General features: G+C 49.3%; 28 protein-coding genes. 8 read left to right on the top strand and 20 right to left on the bottom strand.

Annotated features, from left to right (window positions below):
- Positions 1-124: 124 nt before the first annotated feature.
- Together HQ49_RS06270 and HQ49_RS06265 are read left to right on the top strand one after the other, a co-directional pair.
- The gene (locus HQ49_RS06270; RefSeq protein WP_039418978.1) at positions 125-844 is read left to right on the top strand and encodes a pirin family protein; all 720 of its coding nucleotides are present in this window, start codon (positions 125-127) and stop codon (positions 842-844) included.
- A gap of 43 nt (positions 845-887) precedes the next feature.
- Positions 888-1,286 (top strand): DoxX family protein, encoded by a 399-nt coding sequence (locus HQ49_RS06265; RefSeq protein WP_039418976.1) that lies wholly within the window; start codon positions 888-890, stop codon positions 1,284-1,286.
- Between the two features lie 100 nt (positions 1,287-1,386).
- On the opposite strand, the gene HQ49_RS06260 is transcribed toward HQ49_RS06265, so the two are convergent.
- Together HQ49_RS06260 and HQ49_RS11675 are read right to left on the bottom strand one after the other, a co-directional pair.
- Complete coding sequence (locus HQ49_RS06260; protein ID WP_039418975.1) at positions 1,387-1,998, bottom strand: nitroreductase family protein; 612 nt, start codon at positions 1,996-1,998, stop codon at positions 1,387-1,389.
- A gap of 116 nt (positions 1,999-2,114) precedes the next feature.
- Positions 2,115-2,342: a hypothetical protein gene (locus tag HQ49_RS11675; RefSeq protein WP_039418974.1), complete on the bottom strand. Its 228-nt coding sequence runs from the start codon at positions 2,340-2,342 to the stop codon at positions 2,115-2,117.
- A gap of 28 nt (positions 2,343-2,370) precedes the next feature.
- Between HQ49_RS11675 and HQ49_RS06250 the strand changes: the two genes are divergently transcribed.
- Genes HQ49_RS06250 through HQ49_RS06235 form a run of 4 tightly spaced genes read left to right on the top strand, consistent with a single transcriptional unit; the run spans position 2,371 to position 5,409 of the window.
- The gene (locus HQ49_RS06250; protein WP_039418973.1) at positions 2,371-2,910 is read left to right on the top strand and encodes a DUF4199 domain-containing protein; all 540 of its coding nucleotides are present in this window, start codon (positions 2,371-2,373) and stop codon (positions 2,908-2,910) included.
- The gene (locus HQ49_RS06245) at positions 2,910-3,860 is read left to right on the top strand and encodes a glycosyltransferase family 2 protein (RefSeq protein WP_039419044.1); all 951 of its coding nucleotides are present in this window, start codon (positions 2,910-2,912) and stop codon (positions 3,858-3,860) included. Before HQ49_RS06250 ends, HQ49_RS06245 begins: the two co-directional genes overlap by 1 nt.
- Entirely contained in the window at positions 3,860-4,399 is a 540-nt protein-coding gene (locus HQ49_RS06240) for a nitroreductase family protein (protein WP_046200285.1), read from the top strand. Before HQ49_RS06245 ends, HQ49_RS06240 begins: the two co-directional genes overlap by 1 nt.
- Positions 4,396-5,409, top strand: coding sequence for an FAD:protein FMN transferase (locus HQ49_RS06235; RefSeq protein ID WP_039418971.1), 1,014 nt, complete (start codon positions 4,396-4,398; stop codon positions 5,407-5,409). The genes HQ49_RS06240 and HQ49_RS06235 overlap by 4 nt, the downstream gene beginning before the upstream one ends.
- A gap of 289 nt (positions 5,410-5,698) precedes the next feature.
- Here HQ49_RS06235 and HQ49_RS06230 read toward each other — a convergent pair whose 3' ends face one another.
- The 9 genes from HQ49_RS06230 to HQ49_RS12150 all read right to left on the bottom strand — a co-directional run bounded on the left by HQ49_RS06230 (position 5,699) and on the right by HQ49_RS12150 (position 13,080).
- Complete coding sequence (locus HQ49_RS06230) at positions 5,699-6,271, bottom strand: electron transport complex protein RnfA (protein ID WP_039418970.1); 573 nt, start codon at positions 6,269-6,271, stop codon at positions 5,699-5,701.
- A gap of 21 nt (positions 6,272-6,292) precedes the next feature.
- On the bottom strand, positions 6,293-6,883 hold the full coding sequence (locus tag HQ49_RS06225) for an RnfABCDGE type electron transport complex subunit E (RefSeq protein WP_039418969.1): 591 nt from the start codon (positions 6,881-6,883) through the stop codon (positions 6,293-6,295).
- Positions 6,880-7,557 (bottom strand): RnfABCDGE type electron transport complex subunit G, encoded by a 678-nt coding sequence (locus HQ49_RS06220; RefSeq protein ID WP_039418967.1) that lies wholly within the window; start codon positions 7,555-7,557, stop codon positions 6,880-6,882. Before HQ49_RS06220 ends, HQ49_RS06225 begins: the two co-directional genes overlap by 4 nt.
- Positions 7,554-8,537 carry an RnfABCDGE type electron transport complex subunit D gene (locus tag HQ49_RS06215; protein WP_039418965.1) on the bottom strand — a complete coding sequence of 328 codons (984 nt, stop codon included), beginning with the start codon at positions 8,535-8,537 and terminating at the stop codon, positions 7,554-7,556. The genes HQ49_RS06220 and HQ49_RS06215 overlap by 4 nt, the downstream gene beginning before the upstream one ends.
- Positions 8,538-8,552: 15 nt before the next feature.
- Positions 8,553-9,884, bottom strand: a complete 1,332-nt coding sequence (gene rsxC, locus HQ49_RS06210; RefSeq protein ID WP_039418963.1) for an electron transport complex subunit RsxC — start codon at positions 9,882-9,884, stop codon at positions 8,553-8,555.
- 35 nt (positions 9,885-9,919) lie between these two features.
- Positions 9,920-10,792: a Fe-S cluster domain-containing protein gene (locus HQ49_RS06205; protein WP_018964241.1), complete on the bottom strand. Its 873-nt coding sequence runs from the start codon at positions 10,790-10,792 to the stop codon at positions 9,920-9,922.
- A gap of 9 nt (positions 10,793-10,801) precedes the next feature.
- Positions 10,802-11,224, bottom strand: a complete 423-nt coding sequence (locus HQ49_RS06200; protein ID WP_018964242.1) for a SoxR reducing system RseC family protein — start codon at positions 11,222-11,224, stop codon at positions 10,802-10,804.
- Positions 11,225-11,575: 351 nt separating this feature from the next.
- Positions 11,576-12,868, bottom strand: a complete 1,293-nt coding sequence (locus tag HQ49_RS06190; protein ID WP_039419040.1) for a tetratricopeptide repeat protein — start codon at positions 12,866-12,868, stop codon at positions 11,576-11,578.
- A 137-nt stretch (positions 12,869-13,005) separates the two neighbouring features.
- Positions 13,006-13,080, bottom strand: coding sequence for a DUF1661 domain-containing protein (locus HQ49_RS12150; protein WP_230587856.1), 75 nt, complete (start codon positions 13,078-13,080; stop codon positions 13,006-13,008).
- 1 nt (position 13,081) lies between these two features.
- On the opposite strand from HQ49_RS12150, the gene HQ49_RS12715 reads away from it, so the two are divergent.
- Positions 13,082-13,219 (top strand): hypothetical protein, encoded by a 138-nt coding sequence (locus HQ49_RS12715; RefSeq protein WP_230587176.1) that lies wholly within the window; start codon positions 13,082-13,084, stop codon positions 13,217-13,219.
- A gap of 153 nt (positions 13,220-13,372) precedes the next feature.
- Positions 13,373-13,951: a glycoside hydrolase family 108 protein gene (locus HQ49_RS06185; RefSeq protein ID WP_039418959.1), complete on the top strand. Its 579-nt coding sequence runs from the start codon at positions 13,373-13,375 to the stop codon at positions 13,949-13,951.
- A 129-nt stretch (positions 13,952-14,080) separates the two neighbouring features.
- Here HQ49_RS06185 and HQ49_RS06180 read toward each other — a convergent pair whose 3' ends face one another.
- The 9 genes from HQ49_RS06180 to HQ49_RS06140 all read right to left on the bottom strand — a co-directional run bounded on the left by HQ49_RS06180 (position 14,081) and on the right by HQ49_RS06140 (position 23,534).
- Positions 14,081-14,674 (bottom strand): chromate transporter, encoded by a 594-nt coding sequence (locus tag HQ49_RS06180; protein WP_039418957.1) that lies wholly within the window; start codon positions 14,672-14,674, stop codon positions 14,081-14,083.
- A gap of 18 nt (positions 14,675-14,692) precedes the next feature.
- The gene (locus HQ49_RS06175) at positions 14,693-15,250 is read right to left on the bottom strand and encodes a chromate transporter (RefSeq protein ID WP_039418955.1); all 558 of its coding nucleotides are present in this window, start codon (positions 15,248-15,250) and stop codon (positions 14,693-14,695) included.
- Positions 15,251-15,439: 189 nt separating this feature from the next.
- Positions 15,440-16,531 carry a type IX secretion system ring subunit PorN/GldN gene (gene porN / locus HQ49_RS06170; protein ID WP_039418953.1) on the bottom strand — a complete coding sequence of 364 codons (1,092 nt, stop codon included), beginning with the start codon at positions 16,529-16,531 and terminating at the stop codon, positions 15,440-15,442.
- Between the two features lie 8 nt (positions 16,532-16,539).
- The gene (gene porM, locus HQ49_RS06165) at positions 16,540-18,090 is read right to left on the bottom strand and encodes a type IX secretion system motor protein PorM/GldM (protein WP_039418952.1); all 1,551 of its coding nucleotides are present in this window, start codon (positions 18,088-18,090) and stop codon (positions 16,540-16,542) included.
- Between the two features lie 3 nt (positions 18,091-18,093).
- The gene (gene porL, locus HQ49_RS06160; protein ID WP_026292049.1) at positions 18,094-19,023 is read right to left on the bottom strand and encodes a type IX secretion system motor protein PorL/GldL; all 930 of its coding nucleotides are present in this window, start codon (positions 19,021-19,023) and stop codon (positions 18,094-18,096) included.
- A gap of 40 nt (positions 19,024-19,063) precedes the next feature.
- Positions 19,064-20,539 carry a T9SS ring complex lipoprotein PorK/GldK gene (porK, locus tag HQ49_RS06155; RefSeq protein ID WP_039418951.1) on the bottom strand — a complete coding sequence of 492 codons (1,476 nt, stop codon included), beginning with the start codon at positions 20,537-20,539 and terminating at the stop codon, positions 19,064-19,066.
- Between the two features lie 56 nt (positions 20,540-20,595).
- Complete coding sequence (gene porP, locus HQ49_RS06150) at positions 20,596-21,537, bottom strand: type IX secretion system membrane protein PorP (RefSeq protein WP_039418950.1); 942 nt, start codon at positions 21,535-21,537, stop codon at positions 20,596-20,598.
- Positions 21,538-21,618: 81 nt separating this feature from the next.
- Entirely contained in the window at positions 21,619-21,840 is a 222-nt protein-coding gene (locus HQ49_RS06145) for a DUF2795 domain-containing protein (protein ID WP_005874189.1), read from the bottom strand.
- 188 nt (positions 21,841-22,028) lie between these two features.
- Complete coding sequence (locus tag HQ49_RS06140) at positions 22,029-23,534, bottom strand: TolC family protein (protein ID WP_018964253.1); 1,506 nt, start codon at positions 23,532-23,534, stop codon at positions 22,029-22,031.
- Between the last annotated feature and the right edge of the window lie 96 nt (positions 23,535-23,630).

The following is a 23,630-nucleotide window of genomic DNA, read 5'->3' as shown; positions in this document are numbered from 1 at the left end:
ACATACAGAGTGTATAACACAGGGGCTGCTAATTCGGCTGTTGTACTCCTCGTGATATAACTCGGAAGTCTGTCGTTAGAGCCAACGCTGAAATCAAAATAACAACACAAAAACGATTGGTAAGATGAAAAACTATGTGATTCATAAATCAGAAACTCGTGGCAGGGTCAATTTTGGCTGGTTGCAATCCTTTCACACATTTAGCTTCGGCAATTATTATGATCCCGAACGTATTCATTTCGGTGCTCTTCGAGTAATCAATGATGACACTGTGGCTGCAGGCAGAGGTTTCGATAAGCACCCTCACGACAACATGGAGATCATTAGTATTCCATTAGAGGGCGATCTTGAGCATAAGGATACATTGGGAAATATTGCCGTGATCAAGCAAGGCGACATTCAGGTTATGAGCGCGGGAACCGGTATTCAACACAGCGAATACAACAAAAACAAGGATCGTCTGACAAAATTTTTACAAATCTGGATCTTCCCCAACAAACAGAACGTAGCCCCTCGTTATGACCAAAGGACACTAAGAACAGATGACATGCTCAATCAATTCAGACAAATACTATCTCCGAACGAGAATGACGAAGGAGTCTGGATACATCAGGATGCATGGTTCCATCTGGGAAAATTCGATGAAGGCATTACTACTGAATATAAGATAAAATCTAAAGGGAATGGTATATATGCTTTCATCATAAACGGAAAAGCTACTATTGCCGGACAAGAACTTAGTTCTAGAGATGGTTTCGGTATTTGGGATGTGGATAGCTTGTCTGTTACATCAGACACCCCCGGCACAGAGATACTGCTAATGGAGGTGCCTATGAAATTTTGAGAGTATTAAACGTAAGAATCATTTTAGAAATTAATGCGCGAAGATGGATAAGAATAAAGAACTGGGGATTTTGATTTTACGCTTTTCATTAGGCTTAATGATGTTGTTGCATGGAATAGCAAAAATTACCGGAGGCATAGATCCTATACAAGGGATGCTTACATCAAAGGGGTTGCCTCCATTTATAGCCTATGGAGTTTATATTGGAGAGGTAATCGCCCCTTTGCTCTTGGTCCTGGGTGTAAGGACTAGATTAGCCGCACTTGCATTTGTGTTTAATTGTGTAGCTATTATATGGTTAGGAGGGCACTCTATTGTCAGCTTAACTCAATATGGTGGATGGGCGGCAGAACTTCCCGGACTATTCCTGTTTGGAGCATTGGCATTGTTCTTCACCGGAGGAGGAAAATATGCAGTATCAAGCACAGACAAATGGGACTAACACAATCTACGATCTAAATAAAAAAAGCGAAACTGGAATGTTTCGCTTTTTTTATTTTCGTTTTTCTAAAAAGGGAAGAAAACGAGGAGAATCCTCGTTTTTACTTGATAATTAACGTCTCAGTAAGGGGTAATTTGTCTTTAGCTTTGACTTCTGTGATAGGTTTGCCAAAAGGCATTTGGGCAGTCAAGATCCAAGAAGGATCGACGCCGGCAAGAGCTTTGATGTCATTGTCAACCATACCGATATAGTGCTGTAAGTTTGCACCGAAGCCGAGCGAGTCGAGACCCATCCATACCGTATGCTGGTGTGAGCCTTGCGTTTGTTGTGCCCAAAGAGGGAAATTTCCGGCATAAGCAGGGAAAGAGGCCTGAAGATTTTCTGTTATGGATGGCACATCAAAAAAGAGAATAGTGCCGATCCCATTTGCAAAAGCCTGACGTAATTTAGATGCTGTATTCGCTTCATAGGCTTCCTGCCCCATTATGGAACTCAAGGCATTCTCAACAAGTTTCCAATGGGTATCATGAGCTTCACCAGTAAGCAATACCATCCGTACAGGTTGGGAATTGAAAGCAGAAGGAACTGTTTGCAGTACGTGGCCGAGAAATTCTTCGACGACTTCACGCGAAACCACCCATTCTGGGTGAATAGCATAGTGAGAGTGACGATGCGCAAGGGCATCCTTTAGTGTTTCTATTTTTGTATTCATAATGTTTTATCTGGCACGATTTGAGGTGCCTTGTAATTTTATAACAGAGAGTTCTTATTTATTGTTTTACCTCAACTAATTCGATTTAGCGGATCAAGAATCTCAACTATTTGGTATTAGATGAAACTTTGTTCAAGAACTATAATTGCTCCGATTTCCCGATCTTTTACATCGAATGGATGTCTTATAAAAAGTTCATAAGTTTTCTCTTCCATTTCTCTGTTTGGTACTAAGTCGATTTTCTTTTTTATGCAAGATATTTCGTGGAATCTGCCAAAGCTATTTTGACTATAAGGAGGCTGCAAGGGCAGATGAGTCGGACTAATGTTGTATTTTTGGCGCATGGAAAGCCGTTTTTTAATGTAATAGTATATGGAAGATAGAAGCAATCTTTTTCGCCTCAGTGCTTTGATGGGTTTGATCTTTGGTGCATTCTGGTGTCTAAAGTACATCTGCGTGATATTGGCATTCCGGATTCCTTTCTTGCTGCTGCTGTATATTCCGCTCACCTGTTTTGTCCCTTTTCTGGCTTATATACTGACTAAGCGTTATCGGAACGTGCTGCCGCAAGAGATGCGTTTCAGCTTTATGCATGGATGGCAGTTTTCCACTTTGCTCTATCTCTTCGCCGCTGTATTGGTTTCCATCCCTCACTACTATTTCTATGCCGAGATAATGCCGGCACACATGCCCGATATTATGGCACAGCTGGAGCAGTCCTCCGACCTTATGACCCAACTCTTCGGTACCGATGAGTGGCGCGAGGTGATGGAGCAGATGCTCAGGGTACGCCCCATGTCGCGTGTGATCAATGACATCTCTTCCAATTTCTTCTGGGGAGCTTTGTTCTCCATTCCGGTAGGGCTGATCCTGAAAAGAAAGGCTGCGTCGGACAATATGCATTCGTTATGATAGATATTTCTGTAGTAATCCCTCTGCTGAACGAGGCCGAGTCGATCCCCGAACTTTTTGCCTGGATCAGGCGTGTAATGAATGAGCATGGCTATTCCTACGAGGTCGTCTTCGTAGATGACGGGAGTACGGACGGCTCTTGGAGTGTGATCGAACGTTTGCGAGCGGAGCATCCCGAGGTCAAAGGAATCAAGTTCCGCCGCAACTATGGCAAGTCGGCCGGTCTCCAGTGTGGTTTTGCCCGTACACAGGGGCGGGTAGTCATAACGATGGATGCCGATTTGCAGGATAGCCCGGATGAAATCCCTGAGCTGTACCGGATGGTGATAGAAGGAGGATACGACTTGGTAAGCGGTTGGAAGCGCAAGCGGTACGATCCCCTGTTCAGTAAGAATCTGCCCTCGAAGCTTTTCAATGCTACTGCCCGAAAGCTGTCCGGCATCAAGCTGCACGATTTTAATTGCGGCCTGAAAGCATACCGGCACGAGGTCGTGGAGAATATCGAGTTGTACAACGATATGCACCGTTACATTCCATACTTGGCCAAATCCGCCGGCTTCGGACGTATCGGCGAGAAGGTGGTACGGCATCAGGCGCGCAAATACGGCTCGAGCAAGTTCGGTATCAGCCGTTTTTTCAATGGCTATCTGGATTTGCTTACGCTTTGGTTTATCAGCAAGTTCGGACGCAAGCCGATGCATTTCTTCGGGTTGCTCGGTTCGGGTATGTTCCTGATCGGCTTCATAGCTTTGGCCGTTGTCCTTGTCAATAAATTGTCCGCCATAATCATGCATACGCAGGCTCCTTTGGTGACGGATCGGCCTTATTTCTTCATCGCACTGACGGCGATGATTATCGGCACACAACTGTTCCTGACCGGATTTGTCGGTGAGATGATCAGCCGTCAGGCTTCGGACAGAAACAACTATAAAATAGAGAAAGAGATATAATGAAACAGATTCCTCAAGATTTTCGTTTGATAGAAGATTTCTTCCGCACACGCAGATCCGTACGCAAGTTTACTGATCGTCCTGTGGAGGAAGAGAAGTTGATGGCCATCCTCGAAGCCGGACGCATAGCCCCTTCGGCGCATAATTACCAGCCGTGGCATTTCCTCGTGGTTCGGGAAGAAGAGGGTCGCAAGCGTTTGGCTCCCTGTTCCCAACAACCTTGGTTCCCGGGTGCACCCATCTATATCATTACGCTTGGCGATCATCAAAGGGCATGGAAGCGAGGAGCAGGTGATTCCGTAGACATCGATACCTCTATTGCCATGACTTATATGATGCTGGAAGCACATAGTCTGGGACTCGGATGTACGTGGGTCTGTGCTTTCGATCAAGCTCTTTGTTCGGAGTTCTTCGACATTCCTTCGCACATGACACCTGTTTCCATATTGGCTCTCGGCTATGGCGATCCGACTGTGCCTCCGCGTGAGGCTTTCAATCGCAAATCCATCGAAGAGGTAGTCAGCTTCGAGAAATTATGAAACGTTGGTTAGGTTTAGTGGCCGTTCCGGGAATGATCGTTCTCGGTGCGGCTTTTTTTTCTTGCCGGAAAGCACCTGCCTATACGGTATTGCAGGGGGAGATATTCCATACCTATTATCATATCAAATATAAGGGAGGGGCAGATCATTCGCAGCGAGTGGATAGCGTGTTCACAGCTTTCAATCACTCCCTTAATCCGTTCGACAGTACCAGTATCATTGCCGGAGTGAATCGGAATCTTCCGGTCAGGACTGACAGTATGTTCCGCCGGGTATTTCGTCGGGCGCAGGAGATTGCTGCCATTTCCGGCGGTTCTTACGATATTACTTGCTCTCCGCTGATCAATGCTTGGGGATTCGGTTTCGAACATAAAGAGGACGTGACTGCACAGTTGATCGACAGCATCAAGGCCTTTGTCGGTTACCGAAGAGTGCGATTGGAGGGCGAGACGGTTGTGAAGGATGATCCGCGCATTACGCTGAACACTTCTTCCATTGCCAAAGGATATGCTTCGGATCTGGTGGGCGAAGCCTTGGCCGCTCATGGGATCGGGGACTATATGGTGGAGATCGGAGGAGAGGTTGCTTTCAACGGACTCAATCCTCAAGGCAAGCCTTGGCGCATAGGAGTAAGTAAACCGCAGGATGACAGTCTGGGAGTGGCGATGCAGGAGTTCGAACTCATCGTAGAGCTTAGTGGAAAAGGGGGCTTGGCGACATCGGGCAACTATCGGAACTTCTATGTCCGGGATGGCAAGAAGTATGCGCATACGATCGATCCGCTTAGCGGCTATCCCGTGCAGACGGATGTGCTGAGTGCCACAGTCGTTGCTCCTGACTGTATGACGGCTGATGCCTTGGCTACTACTTTTATGGTGGTCGGTTCGGAGCAAGTAGCTGCTATTGCTGCCGAGTTCTCCGGTGTGGACTATATGCTTATTTTGTCCGATGGAGATGGTTCTTACAAGACTGTGATGAACGAAGGCTTCCGAAAGCGAGTAGCCAAGTAGTCGTGCCTCATCCGTAATCCTTCCAAGCCTCCGTCTTTTTCTCTTCAGGTCGGTACAATCTTTCGGAACGGGTTTACTTTTTTCGCAACTGAACGAGAAAGCCACTACTATCTTTCGGCCGATATTCTCACTGATGGTTTACGTTTGTCACAGCTGAACGAGAAAGATTTAGCAGACAGTGTTCGGGTAGGTTCTCCATACGGCGACTAAGTCACAATAAAAAACAAGAGAGAGGGTATGCACCGCGATGGGCATACCCTCTCTCTTATTTCTTATTATCCTTTGCTCGTTAAGCGATACCGCTGAAGCCCATGAAAGCCATAGCCAATATACCGGCAGCCAAGAGAGCCGAAGGTATTCCCTTCATGGCTTTGGGGAGGTTGGTCATTTCGAGCTGCTCACGGATACCCGCGAAGGTTACCATCGCCAGGGTGAAACCAATAGCCGTGGATACTGCATAGACGAAGCTCTGGAGCAGGGTGTAATCTTTCTGGATAACCAGAATAGCCACACCGAGCACACAGCAGTTCGTTGTAATCAAGGGCAGGAATACACCCAGTGCCTGATAGAGAGGAGGAGATACCTTCTTGAGTATGATCTCCACCATCTGCACCAAGGCGGCAATAACCAAAATAAATGCAATGGTCTGCATGAAGCCCAATCCGAAACGATCCAAAACAAACTTCTGGATCAGGAATGTAACCAATGTAGCCAGTGCCAATACGAAAGTCACGGCAGCACCCATACCGATTGAGGTGTCCACCTTCTTCGATACGCCTAAGAATGGGCATATACCGAGGAACTGCGACAGCACGACGTTATTAACGAAAACCGCCGCTATGAATAACATGAAAAATTCCATAATGCCAATTACTTAAGTGGGTTATGCTTTTTTCTTCAACTTGTTCACTAAGGCAATCAGGTAGCCCAATGCAATGAAAGCTCCGGGAGCCAATACGAAAACCAATGCTCCGTAGGATTCATTGAAGATCGTAAAGTCGAATAGCTTGCCACTGCCCAGGAGTTCGCGGACGGTACCTAAAAGCGTCAAACTGAGGGTAAAACCTAATCCGATACCTATACCGTCAAATATAGAATGAACGAGGCCTTTCTTGGAAGCAACGGCTTCGGCACGACCAAGTACGATACAGTTTACTACGATCAACGGGATGAAGATACCGAGGCTCTTGTCCAAATCAGGCATATAAGCCTTGATAAGCATCTGCAATACCGTCACGAAGCCGGCAATGATCACGATAAAGGCCGGAATACGTACCATATCGGGGATGAGATTCTTGACCAAGGATACCACTATGTTGGAGCAAATAAGCACAAACATGGTAGCCAATCCCATACTCATACCATTGATGGCCGACGTTGTGGTGGCCAGCGTGGGACACATACCAAGGAGAAGTACGAATATCGGATTCTCCTTAACAATGCCGTTTATAATAACACTCAAATTCTTACTCATTGCGCTTCGGTATTATCTGTGTTAGTATTCATCGTAGAATCAGCCTGAGTAGTATCGACAGTTGCCTCAGTCTGTCCGGCACTGCCTTGAGCGGCTTTGAAACCTCTGTAGGCACGATCCATAGCATCCAAAAAGGCTCGGCTACTGATCGTCGCGGCTGTGATAGCATCCACTTGACCGCCGTCTTTGGAAACAGTCAGAGGAGTATCACTCATCTGTACACCGCGTACATCTTGGATCAGTCCTTCTTTTTTGGCCGGCGTTCGGAACCACTCTTGCATCTTGGCTCCCAGACCGGGTGTTTCGCTGTGGCTGAGTACGGAGAAGTCGTGGACTTTGCCGTCCATATCGAATCCGTACATCACTGTGAACTTACCGCTAAAGCCCTTGTCCGTATAGCTTTCCACTGCGTAACCCACTACTTCCTGCCCTTTTTTTGCCGGGAATACGGTGAGCTTGGCTCCATCTACATCAACTTCGAATCTCTCTTCGTACGGATTGTTGTCGAAGGCATTAACTACCAGTTTGATAGCAGCCACTTTGGCATCCACTTCCGCTTTTGCAATGGGCTCTTTCGTTATTTCGTTCATCATGCCGAGGGCGGCGGAAACAACGATACAGAAGCCCGTCAAAGAGAGCAACATATTGGGGAGTGACGATTTTAGCTTTTTCATTTGTTCTTTCCTCCAAAATGTTTAGGTTTCATATAAGTATTGATCAGAGGTGTCATGCCGTTCATAATCAGGATGGCGAATGACATCCCTTCCGGATAAGCCCCGAATGTACGGATCACAACCGTGAGCAAGCCGATCAGACAGCCATAGAGGATCTGTCCGGACTTGGTCATCGGCGAAGTCACATAGTCCGTAGCCATGAAGATGGCTCCGAGCATCATACCACCGGAGAACAGGTGGAACCACGGAGTAGCGGGGAAAGATGTCGGGCTGGCCAAGTGCAGAATGCCTGCCAATACGATCACGGATGCGAAGATAGACACGGGGATATGCCACGTGATAATCTTCTTGTAGAGCATATAGACCAATCCGAGAAGCAACGCGATAGCACTGACTTCACCCAAAGAACCGGCTTCACCGATAAACATGTGCAGGTCGGTGGGGATATTGGTCAAAGCCGAGGTGTCGCCACTCATCGCCGCTTTCATCAGACCGAGGGGGGTAGCACCCGTCTCGGCATCCATATAGGAAGTCATCTGCCCTTCGGTAGGCCAGAGAGTCATCTGGGCAGGGAAAGAGATCAGCAGGAATACACGACCGACCAAAGCGGGGTTGAAGATGTTGTTTCCCAAGCCACCGAAGGACATCTTGCCCAATCCGATAGCTACTACTGCACCGATGATAATGATCCAAACGGGCAGGTTGCTCGGCAGGTTGAAAGCCAGCAATACGCCGGTCAAGATCGCTGAGCCGTCCATGATGGTCGGCTCTTTGCCCAGCATATATTTGCTGATCAGGAATTCCACGATGCAACAGGTAAGAACGGACACTGCCGTTACGATCACCGCACCGATCCCGAACTGATATACCGACATGGCCAAGGCTGGCAAGAGGGCAATCAGCACGCCATACATATTCTTTTTGATGCTGTCTCCGCTGTGGATGTGCGGTGAAGGAGAAATGATAATTTTATTTTCCATCGCTTATTTCCTTTCTTATTGCTTACGTGCTCTTTGGATACCCATCACAGTCTTCTTGGCTTGGCGGATATAATCCAGCAGAGGACGGTTGGCCGGACAGGTGAAGCTGCACGAACCGCATTCGATACAGTCAACCACGTTGCCTTTTTCCGCTGTTTCCCAGCTCTTATATAAGGTGTCGCGCATCAGGAAAGCCGGATTGAGTCCCATCGGACACACTCCGACGCACTTGGCGCATCGGATACAGTCGCGCATAGGCTTGCGGACTGCCTCTTCTCTGTCGAGAATCAATACTCCGGAGCTGCCTTTGGTCACAGGTATATCGGGTGACAACAGGGCGCGTCCCATCATCGGACCTCCACCGATGATCTTACCCGTATTCTCCGGCAGGCCACCTGCTGCTTCGATCAGAGCCGCAATAGGAGTACCTATACGAACGAGGAGGTTAGACGGACGAGACAATTTTTTGCCTGTGACCGTCACGATGCGCTCGACTAGAGGCTTGTTCTTCTGTACCGCTTCGTATACGGCGAATACCGTACCCACGTTTTGTACTACGGCACCTGTGCTGATAGGCAGGGCACCGCTTTTTACCTGCTTGCGGATCACTGCGTCGATCAGCTGCTTCTCACCACCTTGAGGATATTGCACCTTCAACGGCATTACCTCTATGCCCGGATATGCAGCGGCCAGTTTGGTGAGGTGAGCGATAGCGTCTTTCTTATTATTCTCAACTCCGATAACGGCCTTGTTTACCTGAATGGCTTTCATCAGGATGCTCACGCCGATCATGATCTCTTCGCCGTGCTCCAGCATAAGGACGTGGTCGCTCGTCAGATAGGGCTCGCACTCTACGGCGTTGATGATCAGGATCTCGGCTTTGTTGCCCGGAGGAGGGGATAGCTTCACATGGGTAGGGAAGGTAGCACCACCGAGACCCACGATGCCGGCAGCAGAGATTTTGGCTACGATTTCTTTTGCATCCAGATTGCATTCTTTGACGATGGCCGGTGAGCGATCGATGCCCTCTTCCCATTCGTCGCCTTCTACGTTAATGAAGACTGCGGGCTTGGGATAGCCGCTTGAGTCGTATACGTTATCGATCTTCAGCACCTTACCCGACACAGATGAGTGGATATTGGCTGATACGAATCCTCCGGCCTGAGCAATGATAGTCCCGACCTTAACTTCATCCCCTTTCTTGACCGTGGCAGTTGCCGGTGCCCCGATGTGCTGACCAAGAGGGATGACTACTTGTGAGGGGATAGGCAACACCTCTACGGGCTTGCCTGCCGATAACTTGTTTTCGGGGGGGTGAATACCACCGATTCGGAAAGTCCTCAACATAATAATTCTATGTGGTCTTTGTTGTTATTTATTCCTTAGACAGTCTCTTGTGCCGGTGCGGCAGCTTCTGTGGCGACAGCCGGCTCCACTTTCTTCTTCGGTGGGAAGTTCAGCTCGTGGATGGCATTCGTGGGACATACGTCCACACACTTGCGGCACATGCGGCACTTGGTGTGGTCTATGTACGAGAGGTTGTTCTCGATGGTGATAGCCTCGAATTGGCATTGCTTCAAGCAGAGCGAGCAGCCGATACATGCATTGCTACAAGCTTTCTTGGCGGCACCGCCTTTGTCCTTGTTCACGCAGCTGACAAAGATACGACGGCTCTTAGGCCCTTTCTTCCGGAGCTCGATGATCGATTTGGGACAGGCCTTGACACATGCACCACATGCCGTACAAGCATCCTCCACCACTTCCGGCAGCAAGGTTGTCGGGTTGATGCGGATAGCATCGAATCCGCAGGCATCCACACAGTCGCCCAATCCCAGACAGCCGAAGCTACAGCCCGTGTCTCCGCTATATAGCGAAGCGGCTACTGCACAGCTGGAGGCTCCATCGTACAGGTTCGTACGCGGACGAGCATCGCAATTGCCATTGCAACGAACCACGGCAATCTTCGGATCCTGAGCAGCCGCAGCCATGCCGAGGATGTCGGCTATCTGCCCCATCACCGCTGCTCCCCCTACGGGGCAGAGCAGTCCTTCGAGGCTTTCGGCTTTGACGCAGGCATTGGCAAAACCGGAGCATCCGGGGAAGCCACATCCCCCACAGTTGGCTTGAGGGAGTACCTCTGCAACCAGTCCGATGCGTGGATCTTCCTTGACCTCGAACTTCTTTGCGGCCAAAAACAAAACCAGTGCACCAATGGCACCGATTGTGGCCAAAACAATCACAGTAGTAAGTATCATATTTGTTTGTTACTGATTATTTTTTCGAATAGTAAATACCAAACGTCGGCTCAGTTTGCCGTTGAATAACCGGAGGATCAGGTAGTACACCCCCAAAGCCCCCAGTGAGATGAGCGTACTCATGCCCTCGTCAAGCCTCAGAATACTGATGGTCAGGACGAGCATAAGCAGCAACAAAATCAAAGGAACAATGAAAGAGAGGACGACAGCAAGGCGTCCCATGGCACTATGACCTTCCAGCAAAACCCGATCACCTTCGCGGATGTCAGGTGCGGGTCCCATTACGGTAATATATCGATCTTTGCAGTCTGTAGAGGAGCAATAGCCGGCGGCATGACAACCGGCGCATGCGCTTTTCTGCTGCACACATACCGTTATCTTGTCGGCTTCCACTCGGCTGACAACTCCGCTATGACTGATAATCTCGCCCATTTCAAATAGTTAGGCAAATGTGGTTGTCTTTTTGATTGATTGTCTAAGGCGAACAACTCTAATGATGCGGCAAAAATACACAAATCTTGCTAACTCAGGTAATAAAGTAGCCCCAAAACACATTAATTCTCCCCAAAAATGGGGATTCCGTGCTCCCTTTTCGAGGAGTGTGAATGGGCCGTTATCGGAAGTTATCGGCGGAGAAGAAACGGCACGAAGATCTCAGCCGAAACATCTAAGAATCAAATGGCTACATGGGGATGTGAAATTTTGGCAATGAGCCCGAAACAATATGATCGCGAATGATCATTTCCCTTTCGGATCGTTCCGAACAATGTATATACGCCATGTTTATAGCGTTTCCTCGTCCTCCGAATTGCTGGCTTTCAGGAGGGATAGCCTGCTCCGAGCTTCTGCCAATCGGCGGAAGCCCTTGATGTCGTTTTTCGCTGTACTTGCTCTTTCCTTGTCGAGGACACGCCGGTACATGTGGATTGCACCGGTGCGGTTGCCGGTCTTTTCGAAGCATTGGGCGAGGAGCAGGCAGGCCTCGCTGTTGCCGCTATCGTATTCTATGGCATAGCGCAGATGGGATATGGCTATTTCCGTTCGCCCTTGTTCATTGGCACATTGCCCCAGCATCGTATGTACATCGGTGAGTCTGTCCGTTTTCGGTTCGACCAGATCAAGAGCCTTCTGCAACCGCTTTTCCGCTTCCTCCCACAGCTTTTGGCGATAGGCACACATGCCCAAGTAGTATTTGGTCAGGTAGTTTTGTTCGTAGGCGGATTCGTCGGCTCGTCTGAAGCACTCTTCGGCTATGGTCCACTTATCGGCTTTGTAGTATGCCAAACCGCAATAGAAGAGATCCTTGAAAGAAGTGGGGAAATGGCCTCGACCGATGATCCGCTCATAGTCATGCAGGGCACTGTCCGCCTCCTGTAGCATCATCATGGATTCGGCATGGGCCAGAAGCACGGCCGTATTCAGCGAGTCGGTTTGCAGATAGCGTGCTGTCACCCGTTCCTGTCGGCGCGTTTCTCCCACCTGTCCGTACAGGGTAGACAGATCGATCAGGGTAAGGAAATCGGTAGAGTCCCGAAGCATCTGCTCTTCCAATAGTGCTATTGCTTGAGAAGGTTGTTGTCGTTTGTTGAGGGCTTTTGCCCTAAGGCGAATGACGGGAGGGAGCGAATCCTGTCGTAAGATACTGTCTGTGATGACCAATGCCGTGGAGTCCTGTCCGATGTAGACGAGCAGTTTGGCCAAGTCGTACCCCATGGGAATATCGGATGTGCGTTCATAGCCTTGATGCAGCATTTCGATCGCTGTGGCATAGTCCTGCATATCGATCTGCAACGCTGCCCCCAAACGATAAGCTAAAGCATCGAGAGGATCTATCCGTATGATCCTTTGGTAGACGGCAAAGGCTTCGGGATGCCGCCCCAGTTCGCTGAGAGCTTTGGCTCGGAGATGCAGGGCTTGTTCGTCTTCGAGACCGCAACTATCAGCCCATGCCAGGGCCTCTGTGTAAGCCATACGATCGATCAGAGTCTGCATTCGGCTCAGATCATCTGTGGTCTGAGCCGTTGAGGATAGGATGGTCAGAGCAATGACAATGAGGTAGAGTAGGGGGCGTTTCATAGAGTTTATGTCTTTGAATACAAAGATATACGACATTTCCGTAGATTGGAGCTCTGAAAATGTTTCTTTCCTGAGTTGAGTCCTGCAACTGTTTCTTTTGTGTCGGAGTCCTTATGCATTCTCGTTCGAGAAAATAGTCATTTAGCGTTCTGGAAAACGTGGCGCGGGAATTTTTTTGTTTTGGTTCGAGAAGTAAAAATTTTACGCGCCAAAGTGAGAAAATTCTCGTTCGTAAATTTTCGAAAACACGCACCACGATTGGCTCGATTCCGGTTCCGCTTTTTGATTCCGGCTTTCCATCCGTTAGAAGAATTCTTGCTTGTCTTTAAGATAGATAATCGCTATCTTTAAGGGAGAAATAGAGCCTTAGGGATAAGGTTCTGAAAATGAAGGTTCATGCAGTCGGTGGAATGACGGGAGGACTGTGGAACGAGCTTTTTGAGAGACGATGCCGAATGGCTTTTGGAAGTTGATTTATGTTGAACACAAAGAGGTTAAAGAAAGATGGCAAATGTCAAGTTATTGCTCCCATATATATTGAAATGGGAAGGCGGTTTTGTCCATGATCCTGCCGATGCAGGAGGAGCAACAAACAAAGGCGTAACGATAGCGACTTGGAGAAGAGTCGGCTATGACAAGGATGGCGATGAGGATATAGATGTCGAGGATCTCAAGTTGCTAACTGATGATGACGTCCTGAATCGTGTCTTGAAACCATTTTATTGGGATCGTTGGAAAGCAGATTTAATCGAGTCTCAAAAGGTGGCTAACATCCTTGTCGATTGGGTTTGGGGTTCAGGTAAGCATGGTATTGTTATTCCTCAAAGGATACTCGGTGTGAAAGCTGATGGAATGGTGGGCAAAAAGACTTTGCAGGCTGTCAATAGTGCAGATCCCGATGAGCTGTTTGAGTCCATCTTCGATGCACGTCGTAAGTTCTTAGAGGACATTACGGCAAGAAGCATTAAAAGATACGAGGATCGCATCGGACGCAAGGCTACCGAACGCGAATTGCTAAGGCATACCAACAAACGCTTCTTCAGAGGTTGGATGAACCGTCTTGAAGATATTAGGACGCTCTAAACCTGTAGGTTCGTTTCCTTTCAACGGATATCATCATTTGTAGATCTCCGTTGGGATAGAGTTTGTTTGTGAAATACTGAATCGGTCAGATGGGCTGTGTCATAATTCGCTTTTATGGCACAGCTTTTTTCAGAAGCCGTATATCAGCAAACCGGCGAGACCGGCAAGCAGTATCGTGAGGATAGGATGGAGCCACTTCTTGACGGTGACGAGGAAGGAAAGCAGGAACAGGAGGATGCTCCAAAGATCGGTGAAGTTCTCCTGTACGACTACCTGATCGAGGCTTGCCGAGCCTGTGGTGAACAAAACAGAAATGAAATCCGGACGGAACGTGAGCAACAGTGCTGCAGCTGCGATCAAGCCAACAGAAGTAGGACGCACCATAGTAAAGGCGGCATCGACATAGGTGTTGCGTCTGAATCGTGCAAAAAAGGCCGAAATAATCAATACCAAAACGAAAGATGGCAGGCTGACGGCTACCGTAGCCAAGACGGATCCCCATACATTGCCTGTGACGGTATAGCCTATGTATGTGGCACTATTGATACCGATGGGGCCGGGTGTCATCTGGCTGACGGCAACAATGTCCGTGAACTCCTGTGCCGTGATCCAACCGTAGTGGTTTACCACTTCATCCTGAATCAGCGACAGCATGGCATAGCCTCCACCGAAACCGAATAGCCCGATCTTGATATACACCCAGAAAAGCTGCAAATAAATCATCGGCTCGAAAGAGTTTGATCAGGAATGCATATTCCGAATACGATAGCGGATGTAACGACTATAGAGGATACCCAAAGCCGCGGCAACGAGGATAATCCACACGGGAGATACTCCGGCGTACCAGACAAGAAGAGCAGCAAGGATCGGGATCCAGAGTGAAACGGCTTTCATCTTCATGGCTTTCCACGTAGAGATGGCCGGAGCTGCGATCATAGCAATGACAGCAGGACGCAATCCTCGGAAAATGGCCGCAACGATCTTGTTGTCCCTCATCTGTGCAAAGAACATGGCTACAGCCAGAATGATCAGGAACGAGGGAAGAATAGTCCCCAAGGCACAAACGGCTGCTCCGGCATATCCTCTGAGGCGATAGCCTACGAAGATGGATATATTGACGGCAAAGACTCCGGGCAGGGATTGTGCAACGGCAAAAAGATCCAGAAAATCCTCCTCCGATAACCAGTGGTGCTTATTCACTATATCGGCCTTGATCAGTGGCAGCATGGCATAACCTCCACCAAAGGTGAATCCGCCGATACGGAAAAAGGTGAGGAAGAGGGATAGATATGGATTCACGACAGAAAAGAGACAGCTTGATAAAAGGGACAGTCTACGGGGTTACGTTCGATTACGAGTATAGGTCGCAATATATGTGCAGTCCGAACACTCTTAGTCTAAGCCTTTAGCACATTACCTACTTCTTCAAACAAAAAGGGGATATGCCAAAGTTTGTTTTTGACACATCCCCGAATAATTGTTCCTGTATTACTTGCGGCGGCGAACCGAGCGGGTCGCAGCTTTATTTTTAGAAGCTTTGGCAGCTTTCTGCTTTTTGGGCTCGACGGCCTCTGTATTATCAGCTGCTCCCTCGCTTTGTCCGCGTGTTCGGCTGGTGATGTTTTTGCCGCGGGTCTTTTCCCGTTTCTTTCCCTTGGTTTTCTTTGTCTCCGCCTGCTTCATCCATGTGGTATCCTGTGTCACATAGAGTCCATCGCGGAAGCCTTGCAATTCCTTGTCGATGCGTTTGCTCTCCATCTTCATGGAGTCGGGCGTAGGACAGTATTCGGCCAAAGCTCGGTTGTGCAGATTTTCTGTCTTAACGATGTCGCCTTTGTAGAGATTGAGACGGAAGAAATCGTCTATCGTCGAATTGCGCGTATTGTTCAGACTGCTAAGCATCACTCGTTCACGAGCGATATAGGGGCGGATATTTTCGTAAGGAATCCAGAACAAAGGCTGATTGCGTACTTCGCCGAATTCGTCCTGGCCGGTCATGATCGGGCAAATGGCCTGAATCTTAATGTCCACATCGCTATTGGTCGGAGTAAAGTACCATTCCTCCTTTACGTAGTAGGCTTTGACTTCTGCCGAGGGAATGTCGCTATCAGCCACCTTGAATAGCTCCGCATTCTTGTTCGTACTCGGCTGGTAATAGATGCCAAACCTGTCCATAAACTCTTGGAACTTGATCTTGTACCGGTCTGTGAAGGCTTCGAATCCATCCAGATATTCATACACATCGAGGCTGTTGGAATTGATGAGTCCGAATATCGTGCTGAAGAGATTCTTGCGATCACCAATAGGACGGGGTGGGTAATAGAGTACCGCATTGGACTCTTCCATCAGGTCTACGCGTCGGTACACGACTCGCCTCCAAGGGGCATTGTCGGTCTTCTGTGTCAGACGTCTGTTGAATTCCTGAGCACGATTGGATAGAGTAGTGGTCTGTTCCACCTCGGTGTTGCGCGGTGCTCGACCTACTTGCGGAGAGCGGTTGTTCGTATTTTCCTGTGCAACGGACGGGATACTGACCGTCGCTGCAAGGATCGCTCCTATGACTGCTTTGAATACTTTCATAAACGCTATTAGTTCACAATTACTTCAATGGCCGGAATCTTACGTTCGATACCATCCGGACCGCGTGCAATTACTTCCGTTACGTAGAAACGTTTGCCTCTGGCCAGATTCTGTATTTGTCGTTTTTGTCTCTCAGAGAATGAAGCTCCGTCGGAAACTTCGGGGATCGAATTACCCATCGAATCATAGAACACGAGTTGGAACTTCACCACTGTGTAGTTTACTTCCAGCAAGTCATCGTCAAGAGCGGCTTTAATGCCACCGGCAGCCAGGATTTCACGCTTACCCAAGCGGCCACCTTTGAAGCGTTTCGTGTTCCCCTGCACATCCTTATATTCGATATAGGGAAGAGGATCGGGCAGAGCTCTGACACGCAATGTAGTCTTTGCCATTTGGATGGTACGACCTCCTGATTGAGCGGTGACGGAAATGATGGCTTCGCTGCCTACTTTCGTCGGCCGTGCTATCCAGAGGTTGCCGCGGCGAGTAAGGGTACCATTGTTGATCGTTGCAGAAACGTTTTGCTGAGCTACACCCGGTACTGCGATATTGATCGGATTGTCTATACCGGCGTAGAGTACGTTCATCATCGTCGGAGCGACGGAAGCCATTGGTTCGGTAACGAAGTATTCGCTTTCAAAGTCACGACGAATCTTAACTCCATCGTTACCCATCATTTCGATATATCCTTTGACCGGATATGTGCCGGGTGCACCTGCCGTAGCCGTAAATAAGCCCATGTTCTCCGGCGAAAGGAGCTTACCGTTTACAAATACGTCCGGTCTTTGCGTGGTATCCACACTGGAGAGAACGATATTGGCCTTATATGTATCGCCTGACATGACGATCTGGCTCTGCGGGATCACTTGTGCCGTGATACTGTTCACACGATAATCCCCCACATCCACGCTCTTTACCAGATCGGCAAGTACTTCGCCCTGAGCATAACGCACATCGCTTTGGAGCTTGGTCAGGAGCGTAATGGCTGCTACGGTGGGCATATTCTCGAACAAAGAACTTTCCCATGATTTGCCTTTGGTACCGGATTCTGTGTTAAGGGCTTGTTCTATGAGCTTCAACTTCGCCTTATCGGTCATGAGCGTAGCGACCAGCTCGCGGAACTTGTCCACCTCCTTGCGAAGCGTGCTGCCTTTACCGTTGATCGGATTCAGCATTACTACGGAAGAAGCATCGAGATTGTCCTTTCGTCTTATATCATTGACTTTTGCATCTTTTCCATCCGACTCACGGGCAATGGCCAGCTTCAGATCATCTATAAAGGTACAGAGCGAATCCGCCTCTTTCTGTAGGACAAGGCTACGCTCATACCATACCTTCACCTTTTCGGGATTGGTGCGATAAGCCGTATTCAGCTCGGACAGCACCAGATTGTTACGCTTGTCGGAGCCGTCGATGGAAGAGGCTAAGCTCTTATCCACTTTGTCGAAACCATCCAGTACCTCACTCGATACGTTCAAAGCCATCATGGCGATGAACACGAGGTACATCAGGTTGATCATCTTTTGCCTATTGGCATTCCCATTAGAACCTACTGCCATGGCTTATAAGGGTGAGCTGCCGGATGATGAAGGATTAGAAGCACCAAAATTGCCGGGCATACCGGGTAGACCTACATTCGTTGTCAAGGCTTGGAGCAGGCGGGCATACACCTCGTTGAGTTGGGTCAGCTGGCGTGCCATACGCTCGTTTTCGTTGCGGAATGAAGAGCTGTCGATGACACTATTGTCATACATATCTCGGATATGAGCCAATCCGCGGTTGATACGATCGATGGTGTCGATCTGGGAGCTGATGCTCTTGAGCTGTATCTCGTATATGGTATTCAGGCCGGAGATGTTGCGGCTGAGGTTTTCCATCTGCTGGATGTACGATTGCGAATTGAGGCGCAAGCCTTCCTGATCTGCTTGCATCTGCTCGTAGCTCTCCGTCATGGCGGCTGCAGTCCGGCCGATACGGGCAAGCTGTTCGCCTGCTTCAGCCAGTTTGTCTATGCCTTCGCTCAGACGTTGGATCTGCTCTTCCGGCAGTATTCCGGTCAGTTGGGACTGGAAAGGAGCGGCAGGCTTAGGCTGTTCTTGTGGTTGCGTACCCAAAGAGGCAGAGGCAAGGCGCACAGAAGATGGTCTTTCCGCGTATGCAGCTGCTTCTTTGGCCTTTTCGCGAAGATACTCCCGACGCTGCTCCATCTCCCGACGGTCCATCGGATTCTTCGAGTCCAGTTCAGGGAAGACTTCTTCCCAGCGGTATTCCATTGCGGGTTTTTCGAATCCGGAGATAAAAAACACCAAGAATTCTGTGATCATCCCCACGAAAAGCATCTCGTTGCCCATCGGCAAATGGAGCAACTTGAAGAGAGCACCCAAAATCACCACAGCGGCTCCCCAACTATAAACGATATTGAGAAGTCGGCGTCCTTTGTGACTGGCCAAATACATCTCAAGGATGTTCTTGTATCTTCTATAATGACCCATAATACTTGTTTTTCTTGTTTTGAATATAGATTGGCGATACTTATTTCTTTTTGCTGCGACGCGAACTCTTAGGAGCCTTGCCGGAAGAGAAGGCGATGGAAGTACGTACACAACGGAATCCGATATAGGAACGACCTACGTTCTGGTATTCATGGCTACGGGTAGCCGAGCGGATGAAGCGAGCCACATCTTTCCACGAACCACCGCGTACTACCTTTTGCTTCAGGATGTACGGATCCGTCAGTGCAGCTTTGTATTCCAGTTCGGGATTCAGATCCGACATTTGTTTGAGTCCGGACTCCGAAAATGCCGTGCTGGTCCATTCGGCTACGTTGCCCGCCATATCGTACAAGCCGAAATCATTGGGCGAGAAACTGGATACGCGGGACGGTATCAAATGGCCGTCAGCCGTATAGTCGCCCTCTCCGGGCTTGAAGTTGCCCAAGAAACAACCCCGTCCTGTCCTCAAGTCTTCGGTACTCCATGGATATTTATTGTTGGAATCGCCCATTCGAGCAGCATATTCCCATTCGGCTTCAGTGGGCAGACGGAAGTCGTCCATGATCTGTCCCTCAGGCAGGCGAACACCTTTGCGGAAGAATTCCGACCGCCATGCACAGAACGCCTGAGCCTGTTCCCATGAAATACCCACTACGGGATAGTCATCGTAGCCCGGGTGATTGAAATACATTCTCGTATAGATCTCGGTACGAGCATTGGGGAAATCATTTACCCAGCATGTCTCATCGGGATAGATCGGCACGATGTATGTATTGAGAAAATCGTATTCGCTGCTGAGCGGACGCGTGATGGTTTCGCTGATGATATTGCCGCTTTCGTCTATGAAAGCCGTGTCTTTCGATATCATCACTACGGCGTTGGGGTCTACCTTGATGTCCGTATTCAGATTGCGCTTTGCAGCCTTGAGCTGATGCTCGCGCAGAGCTGCCGAACGATAGTCGTAGACTTCGTACCGGTAGACCATTTGATCCGGATTTAGCTTTCGCTCACGAGTGACGGGATTGGTATAGTAAACGCTGTTGATGGCAGCTATTTCTTCCTCGGTAGCCCGCTTTTCGGAAGGAATAGGTTTGCTCCAATCCAAATGAGGAGTTACGGGTTCGCCGAACTTATTCTCGGTAATCTTGTATTCTTCGTTGCCGCCGTATGCAGGATCGGCCAGACGTTCGCGGATGATAGAGTCCCGAACGTAGTAGACAAACTGCCGGTATTGGGCATTGGTGATCTCCGTCCGATCCATCCAAAAAGCATCCACAGATATAGGGCGCGACTCGGCAGGTATGCCCCATAGACTGTCTGCCTCTTTGTTTCCCAACACGATACTCCCTCGGGGAACCTGTATCATCCCGAAAGGCGATGGCTCATTCCATGAAGATAGCTTGGCACCGGTCAGTTCACCGCCGACAGCCCGTTTGGAAGAGCCGCACGACGAAATAGTGAAAACTCCAAACAGAAAAAAGCCTGCAAGAGCGAAAAACCTGTTCTTTCTACACATACATTATTTATATATCTGCTTCGCTGCTCTCCCCGAATCTTGCGCTAAGGCAGTTTTCAGAGGAAACGAATGCTTTTATACTTTGCATTTCTATTCTTCGTATTGCTCAATGGGAAAGAATAGCTGACCAGCAATTCGTGGCTTCCCCATGAGGCTTTAGCCAGTGCCGATGTCGGCCATTCGAAAGCATAGCCGGCATAGAACTTGCCCAACTTCATCCCTAAGCTCACTCCCACGGCTTGTGTGGGACGATACATCAGTGAGCCAAAGAAGCGGTTGTTGTATGACATTCCCATCGTCACATCCAAACGAGAGCTATGCCCGTCGGTAGCTGCAAAGATAGAAGGATGCCATGCAAATAACGAATAAATGGAGCGGATATTGTATCCGGCAAGGAGATAATAATGCCTTGTCAGATCTAATATGTACTGTTCATTGAGCGGAATTGCCGGAGCGGTCAGATGGGTAGAGCTGAATCCGACGTACAATTCTTTGCGGCGGTAGTATATACCTGCACCGATGTCGAAGGCCTTTCCGCTCACTTTCGTAAGGGGTATGGCCGGATCATTCTCCGTCTCAAGCTCCACCTTGGTGCCATCGAAAGCCGTATTGACGAGTCCGGCTTGGAGGGCGACGGACAGATCTCCGCCGAAGAGTTTCTGCTTGAAGGCATATTGCCCCATCAGCTCATTGATGGCAAAGAGTCCTCTCGTTTCGGTCACTACCCGAACTCCTACTCCATGCTCTCTGTCGAAGAAGCGAATAGGCGCATCGGCCAGTACGACGAAGCTCTTAGGACTTCGGGGCATGCCTTCCCATTGTCTATTGTGCAGCGCAGTGATGAAAATCTCTTTGCGCATGCCGGCATAAGCCGGATTGTAGTAGCCGTATGCACGGGTGTACTGAGCCAGCAATAAATCGCCCTGAGCGAAAATATCTTCTCCTCCGGCCACGGTCAGGAGCAGGAGCAGAATGAGCGAACGGAAAGATTTATGCAAGACTGATGCCACGGTGGTAAAACGAAGCCCCGAGTGCTATTATTGCACATACGGGGCATATTCGTTTAAGGAGATTACATTTTAGTACTCTTCTTCGTTGAAGAAAAAATCCTCTTTGCTCGGATAATCCGGCCAAATATCTTCTATCGATTCGTAGATTTCCCCTTCATCTTCCATTTCCTGTAGATTCTCGATGACTTCAAGAGGAGCACCCGAACGTTGTGCATAGTCTATCAACTCATCTTTGGTTGCAGGCCAAGGAGCATCTTCCAATTTGGAGGCTAATTCTAATGTCCAGTACATAATGGTTAGAGTTTTTTGTCCAATAATACTTAGCATTTCACCTCAGTCGGAAAGATTTCTAACCGACTTCGCGCAAAAATATGCGCAAAAATAGAAGAATTCTCCGGTTTGCCAGCATATACCTTTTCAGGTCAATCGGGTATCGGTCGGTTTCCTCCCATTGCTATGATCGTCCGATTCCTTTGTACCTATAGCTCTTCCATGGGTATATCGATCTCCTCATCGCGTACCGGATCATAGGCCGTCAGGCTACGCAGATTGTAGTAGTAGCTCCAGTAGTGATGCAGTGCTCTGACGAGCGAGGTGCGTGCCAGGTCCTTGGCATCCTGTGCCGCATTCAGATCGAGGGTGGAAATAGCTCCGACGGTGAAAGTCTCCACGGCAGTATGATAGCGTGCCTGAGCGATACTGTCGGTACGACGCGCCAATTCGAGGACGCGAAGCTGGTTGTTGTAGTTCTCTACCAGCAGGAATATCTGCCGGTGCCAACGCTCTTCTTCCTGTCGCAGTCGATGCTCTTCGAGACGGCGGTTGCTCTCGGCCAAGCGTATCCGACCGCGTCCGCGCCCCCAATCTACGAGAGGAATGCGCACACCTACGGAGACAGAGCTGTTGTCCTTCAGACGTCCGCCGTATGCATCGTGCAGATTGTCCGCCTGTCCGGCATATCCGATTTGGGCCATCAGTTCGATGGAGAAGCGTTCGGATTTGGCTCGGGCCAGAGAACGATCGGCTTCGAGCATCCTGCGCTTCATCTCTCCGACGAACGGATGATTGCGTCCGGCCAGCTCCATCACCCGTTCATAGCTTACGGGTGTGAAGACTGTATCGGCCGGTATAGAGAGTGAGAGGACTTCATCCGGCTGCAAACCGAGGAAAATGCTCAGGGACATCTCCGCTCCGCGCAGGGCTGTACGGCTCGAAAGAATTGCCGAAGAAGCCGAAGCATAGCTGATCTCCACGGCTCGCAATTCGTTTTCGGACAACTTCCCGATCTTCTTTTTGGCGCGCGCCACTTCGACCAGCTTCGCCGTGTTGCGGAGGTTGGTCTCGGCATTGTTGTACTCTTCCCGTGCCAGCAGGGCCGAAAAGTAATGATCTATGCAGCTTACGCTTACTTCCTCCGTATTGGCCACGAATCGCCGGCGAGCCTCTTCGTAGCGCACAGGTTCTATGCGGCGACTCCATTTCATTTCGTTCAGTCCGAAGAGCGGTTGGCTCAGGGTCAGGCTTATCGGTACGCTCATGAAATGCCTGTTGGCACCTTCCGTGCCGAGCGGATTGATATGCTCGAGCGAACTCACCAGAGAGAGTTTGCCGCCCGTAAGCCATATATTCTGATCCACGGATATATGCCCTGACAGGCGCAGCGCATTGGAGCGGACGAAGCTGTAAGAGCCGTCCGGCTGCTGATAGAGCGAATAGGCACGCCTGTAGTCCGGCAGTGTAGCTGTCAGGTTCACTCCGGGCAGCAGTTCCGCCCGATAGGTGCGCCACTGCCAGTAGGCCGCCCGAAGCTCTTGCAGTGCCACGGCTGCATCCACACTCTGCTTTCGTGCCAGCCGGATGGCTTCCGTGAGGGACAAAGGGGATGGATCCGTAGCGGCAACCTGCTGTGCCGAAACCTCGCTCCACGGAGTCAGGCTCAGGGAGGCAAAGCATAGGGAGAGGACGAAAAGGCTTTTTTTCTTCATTTTTCTTTCGTTTTATTGCACCTTTCCGATGGCAAAGCTTATGCCACCACCCTTAAAAGGCTGATAATATGCAGGTTTTCTCCGATGGCGAAGTGT

Origin of the sequence: Porphyromonas gulae (genome assembly GCF_000765945.1) — a bacterium.
GTDB classification, from domain to species: Bacteria; Bacteroidota; Bacteroidia; order Bacteroidales; family Porphyromonadaceae; genus Porphyromonas; species Porphyromonas gulae.
This window is presented reverse-complemented; position numbering and strand designations above follow the sequence as displayed.

What these genes read in the sequence shown, in the direction of transcription:
- porL (WP_026292049.1), bottom strand. Translation starts at nt 19,023, where the DNA reads ATGGGTCATTATAGAAGATACAAGAACATCCTTGAGATGTATTTGGCC.
- HQ49_RS06230 (WP_039418970.1), bottom strand. Translation starts at nt 6,271, where the DNA reads ATGGAATTTTTCATGTTATTCATAGCGGCGGTTTTCGTTAATAACGTC.
- HQ49_RS06240 (WP_046200285.1), top strand. Translation starts at nt 3,860, where the DNA reads ATGAAACAGATTCCTCAAGATTTTCGTTTGATAGAAGATTTCTTCCGC.
- HQ49_RS06270 (WP_039418978.1), top strand. Translation starts at nt 125, where the DNA reads ATGAAAAACTATGTGATTCATAAATCAGAAACTCGTGGCAGGGTCAAT.
- HQ49_RS06200 (WP_018964242.1), bottom strand. Translation starts at nt 11,224, where the DNA reads ATGGGCGAGATTATCAGTCATAGCGGAGTTGTCAGCCGAGTGGAAGCC.
- HQ49_RS06260 (WP_039418975.1), bottom strand. Translation starts at nt 1,998, where the DNA reads ATGAATACAAAAATAGAAACACTAAAGGATGCCCTTGCGCATCGTCAC.
- HQ49_RS06265 (WP_039418976.1), top strand. Translation starts at nt 888, where the DNA reads ATGGATAAGAATAAAGAACTGGGGATTTTGATTTTACGCTTTTCATTA.
- porM (WP_039418952.1), bottom strand. Translation starts at nt 18,090, where the DNA reads ATGGCAGTAGGTTCTAATGGGAATGCCAATAGGCAAAAGATGATCAAC.
- porK (WP_039418951.1), bottom strand. Translation starts at nt 20,539, where the DNA reads ATGTGTAGAAAGAACAGGTTTTTCGCTCTTGCAGGCTTTTTTCTGTTT.
- HQ49_RS06225 (WP_039418969.1), bottom strand. Translation starts at nt 6,883, where the DNA reads ATGAGTAAGAATTTGAGTGTTATTATAAACGGCATTGTTAAGGAGAAT.
- HQ49_RS06220 (WP_039418967.1), bottom strand. Translation starts at nt 7,557, where the DNA reads ATGAAAAAGCTAAAATCGTCACTCCCCAATATGTTGCTCTCTTTGACG.
- HQ49_RS06145 (WP_005874189.1), bottom strand. Translation starts at nt 21,840, where the DNA reads ATGTACTGGACATTAGAATTAGCCTCCAAATTGGAAGATGCTCCTTGG.
- HQ49_RS06235 (WP_039418971.1), top strand. Translation starts at nt 4,396, where the DNA reads ATGAAACGTTGGTTAGGTTTAGTGGCCGTTCCGGGAATGATCGTTCTC.
- HQ49_RS06140 (WP_018964253.1), bottom strand. Translation starts at nt 23,534, where the DNA reads ATGAAGAAAAAAAGCCTTTTCGTCCTCTCCCTATGCTTTGCCTCCCTG.
- HQ49_RS06250 (WP_039418973.1), top strand. Translation starts at nt 2,371, where the DNA reads ATGGAAGATAGAAGCAATCTTTTTCGCCTCAGTGCTTTGATGGGTTTG.
- porN (WP_039418953.1), bottom strand. Translation starts at nt 16,531, where the DNA reads ATGAAAGTATTCAAAGCAGTCATAGGAGCGATCCTTGCAGCGACGGTC.
- HQ49_RS06185 (WP_039418959.1), top strand. Translation starts at nt 13,373, where the DNA reads ATGGCAAATGTCAAGTTATTGCTCCCATATATATTGAAATGGGAAGGC.
- HQ49_RS06215 (WP_039418965.1), bottom strand. Translation starts at nt 8,537, where the DNA reads ATGGAAAATAAAATTATCATTTCTCCTTCACCGCACATCCACAGCGGA.
- HQ49_RS06190 (WP_039419040.1), bottom strand. Translation starts at nt 12,868, where the DNA reads ATGAAACGCCCCCTACTCTACCTCATTGTCATTGCTCTGACCATCCTA.
- HQ49_RS06180 (WP_039418957.1), bottom strand. Translation starts at nt 14,674, where the DNA reads ATGATTTATTTGCAGCTTTTCTGGGTGTATATCAAGATCGGGCTATTC.
- HQ49_RS06205 (WP_018964241.1), bottom strand. Translation starts at nt 10,792, where the DNA reads ATGATACTTACTACTGTGATTGTTTTGGCCACAATCGGTGCCATTGGT.
- rsxC (WP_039418963.1), bottom strand. Translation starts at nt 9,884, where the DNA reads ATGTTGAGGACTTTCCGAATCGGTGGTATTCACCCCCCCGAAAACAAG.
- HQ49_RS11675 (WP_039418974.1), bottom strand. Translation starts at nt 2,342, where the DNA reads ATGCGCCAAAAATACAACATTAGTCCGACTCATCTGCCCTTGCAGCCT.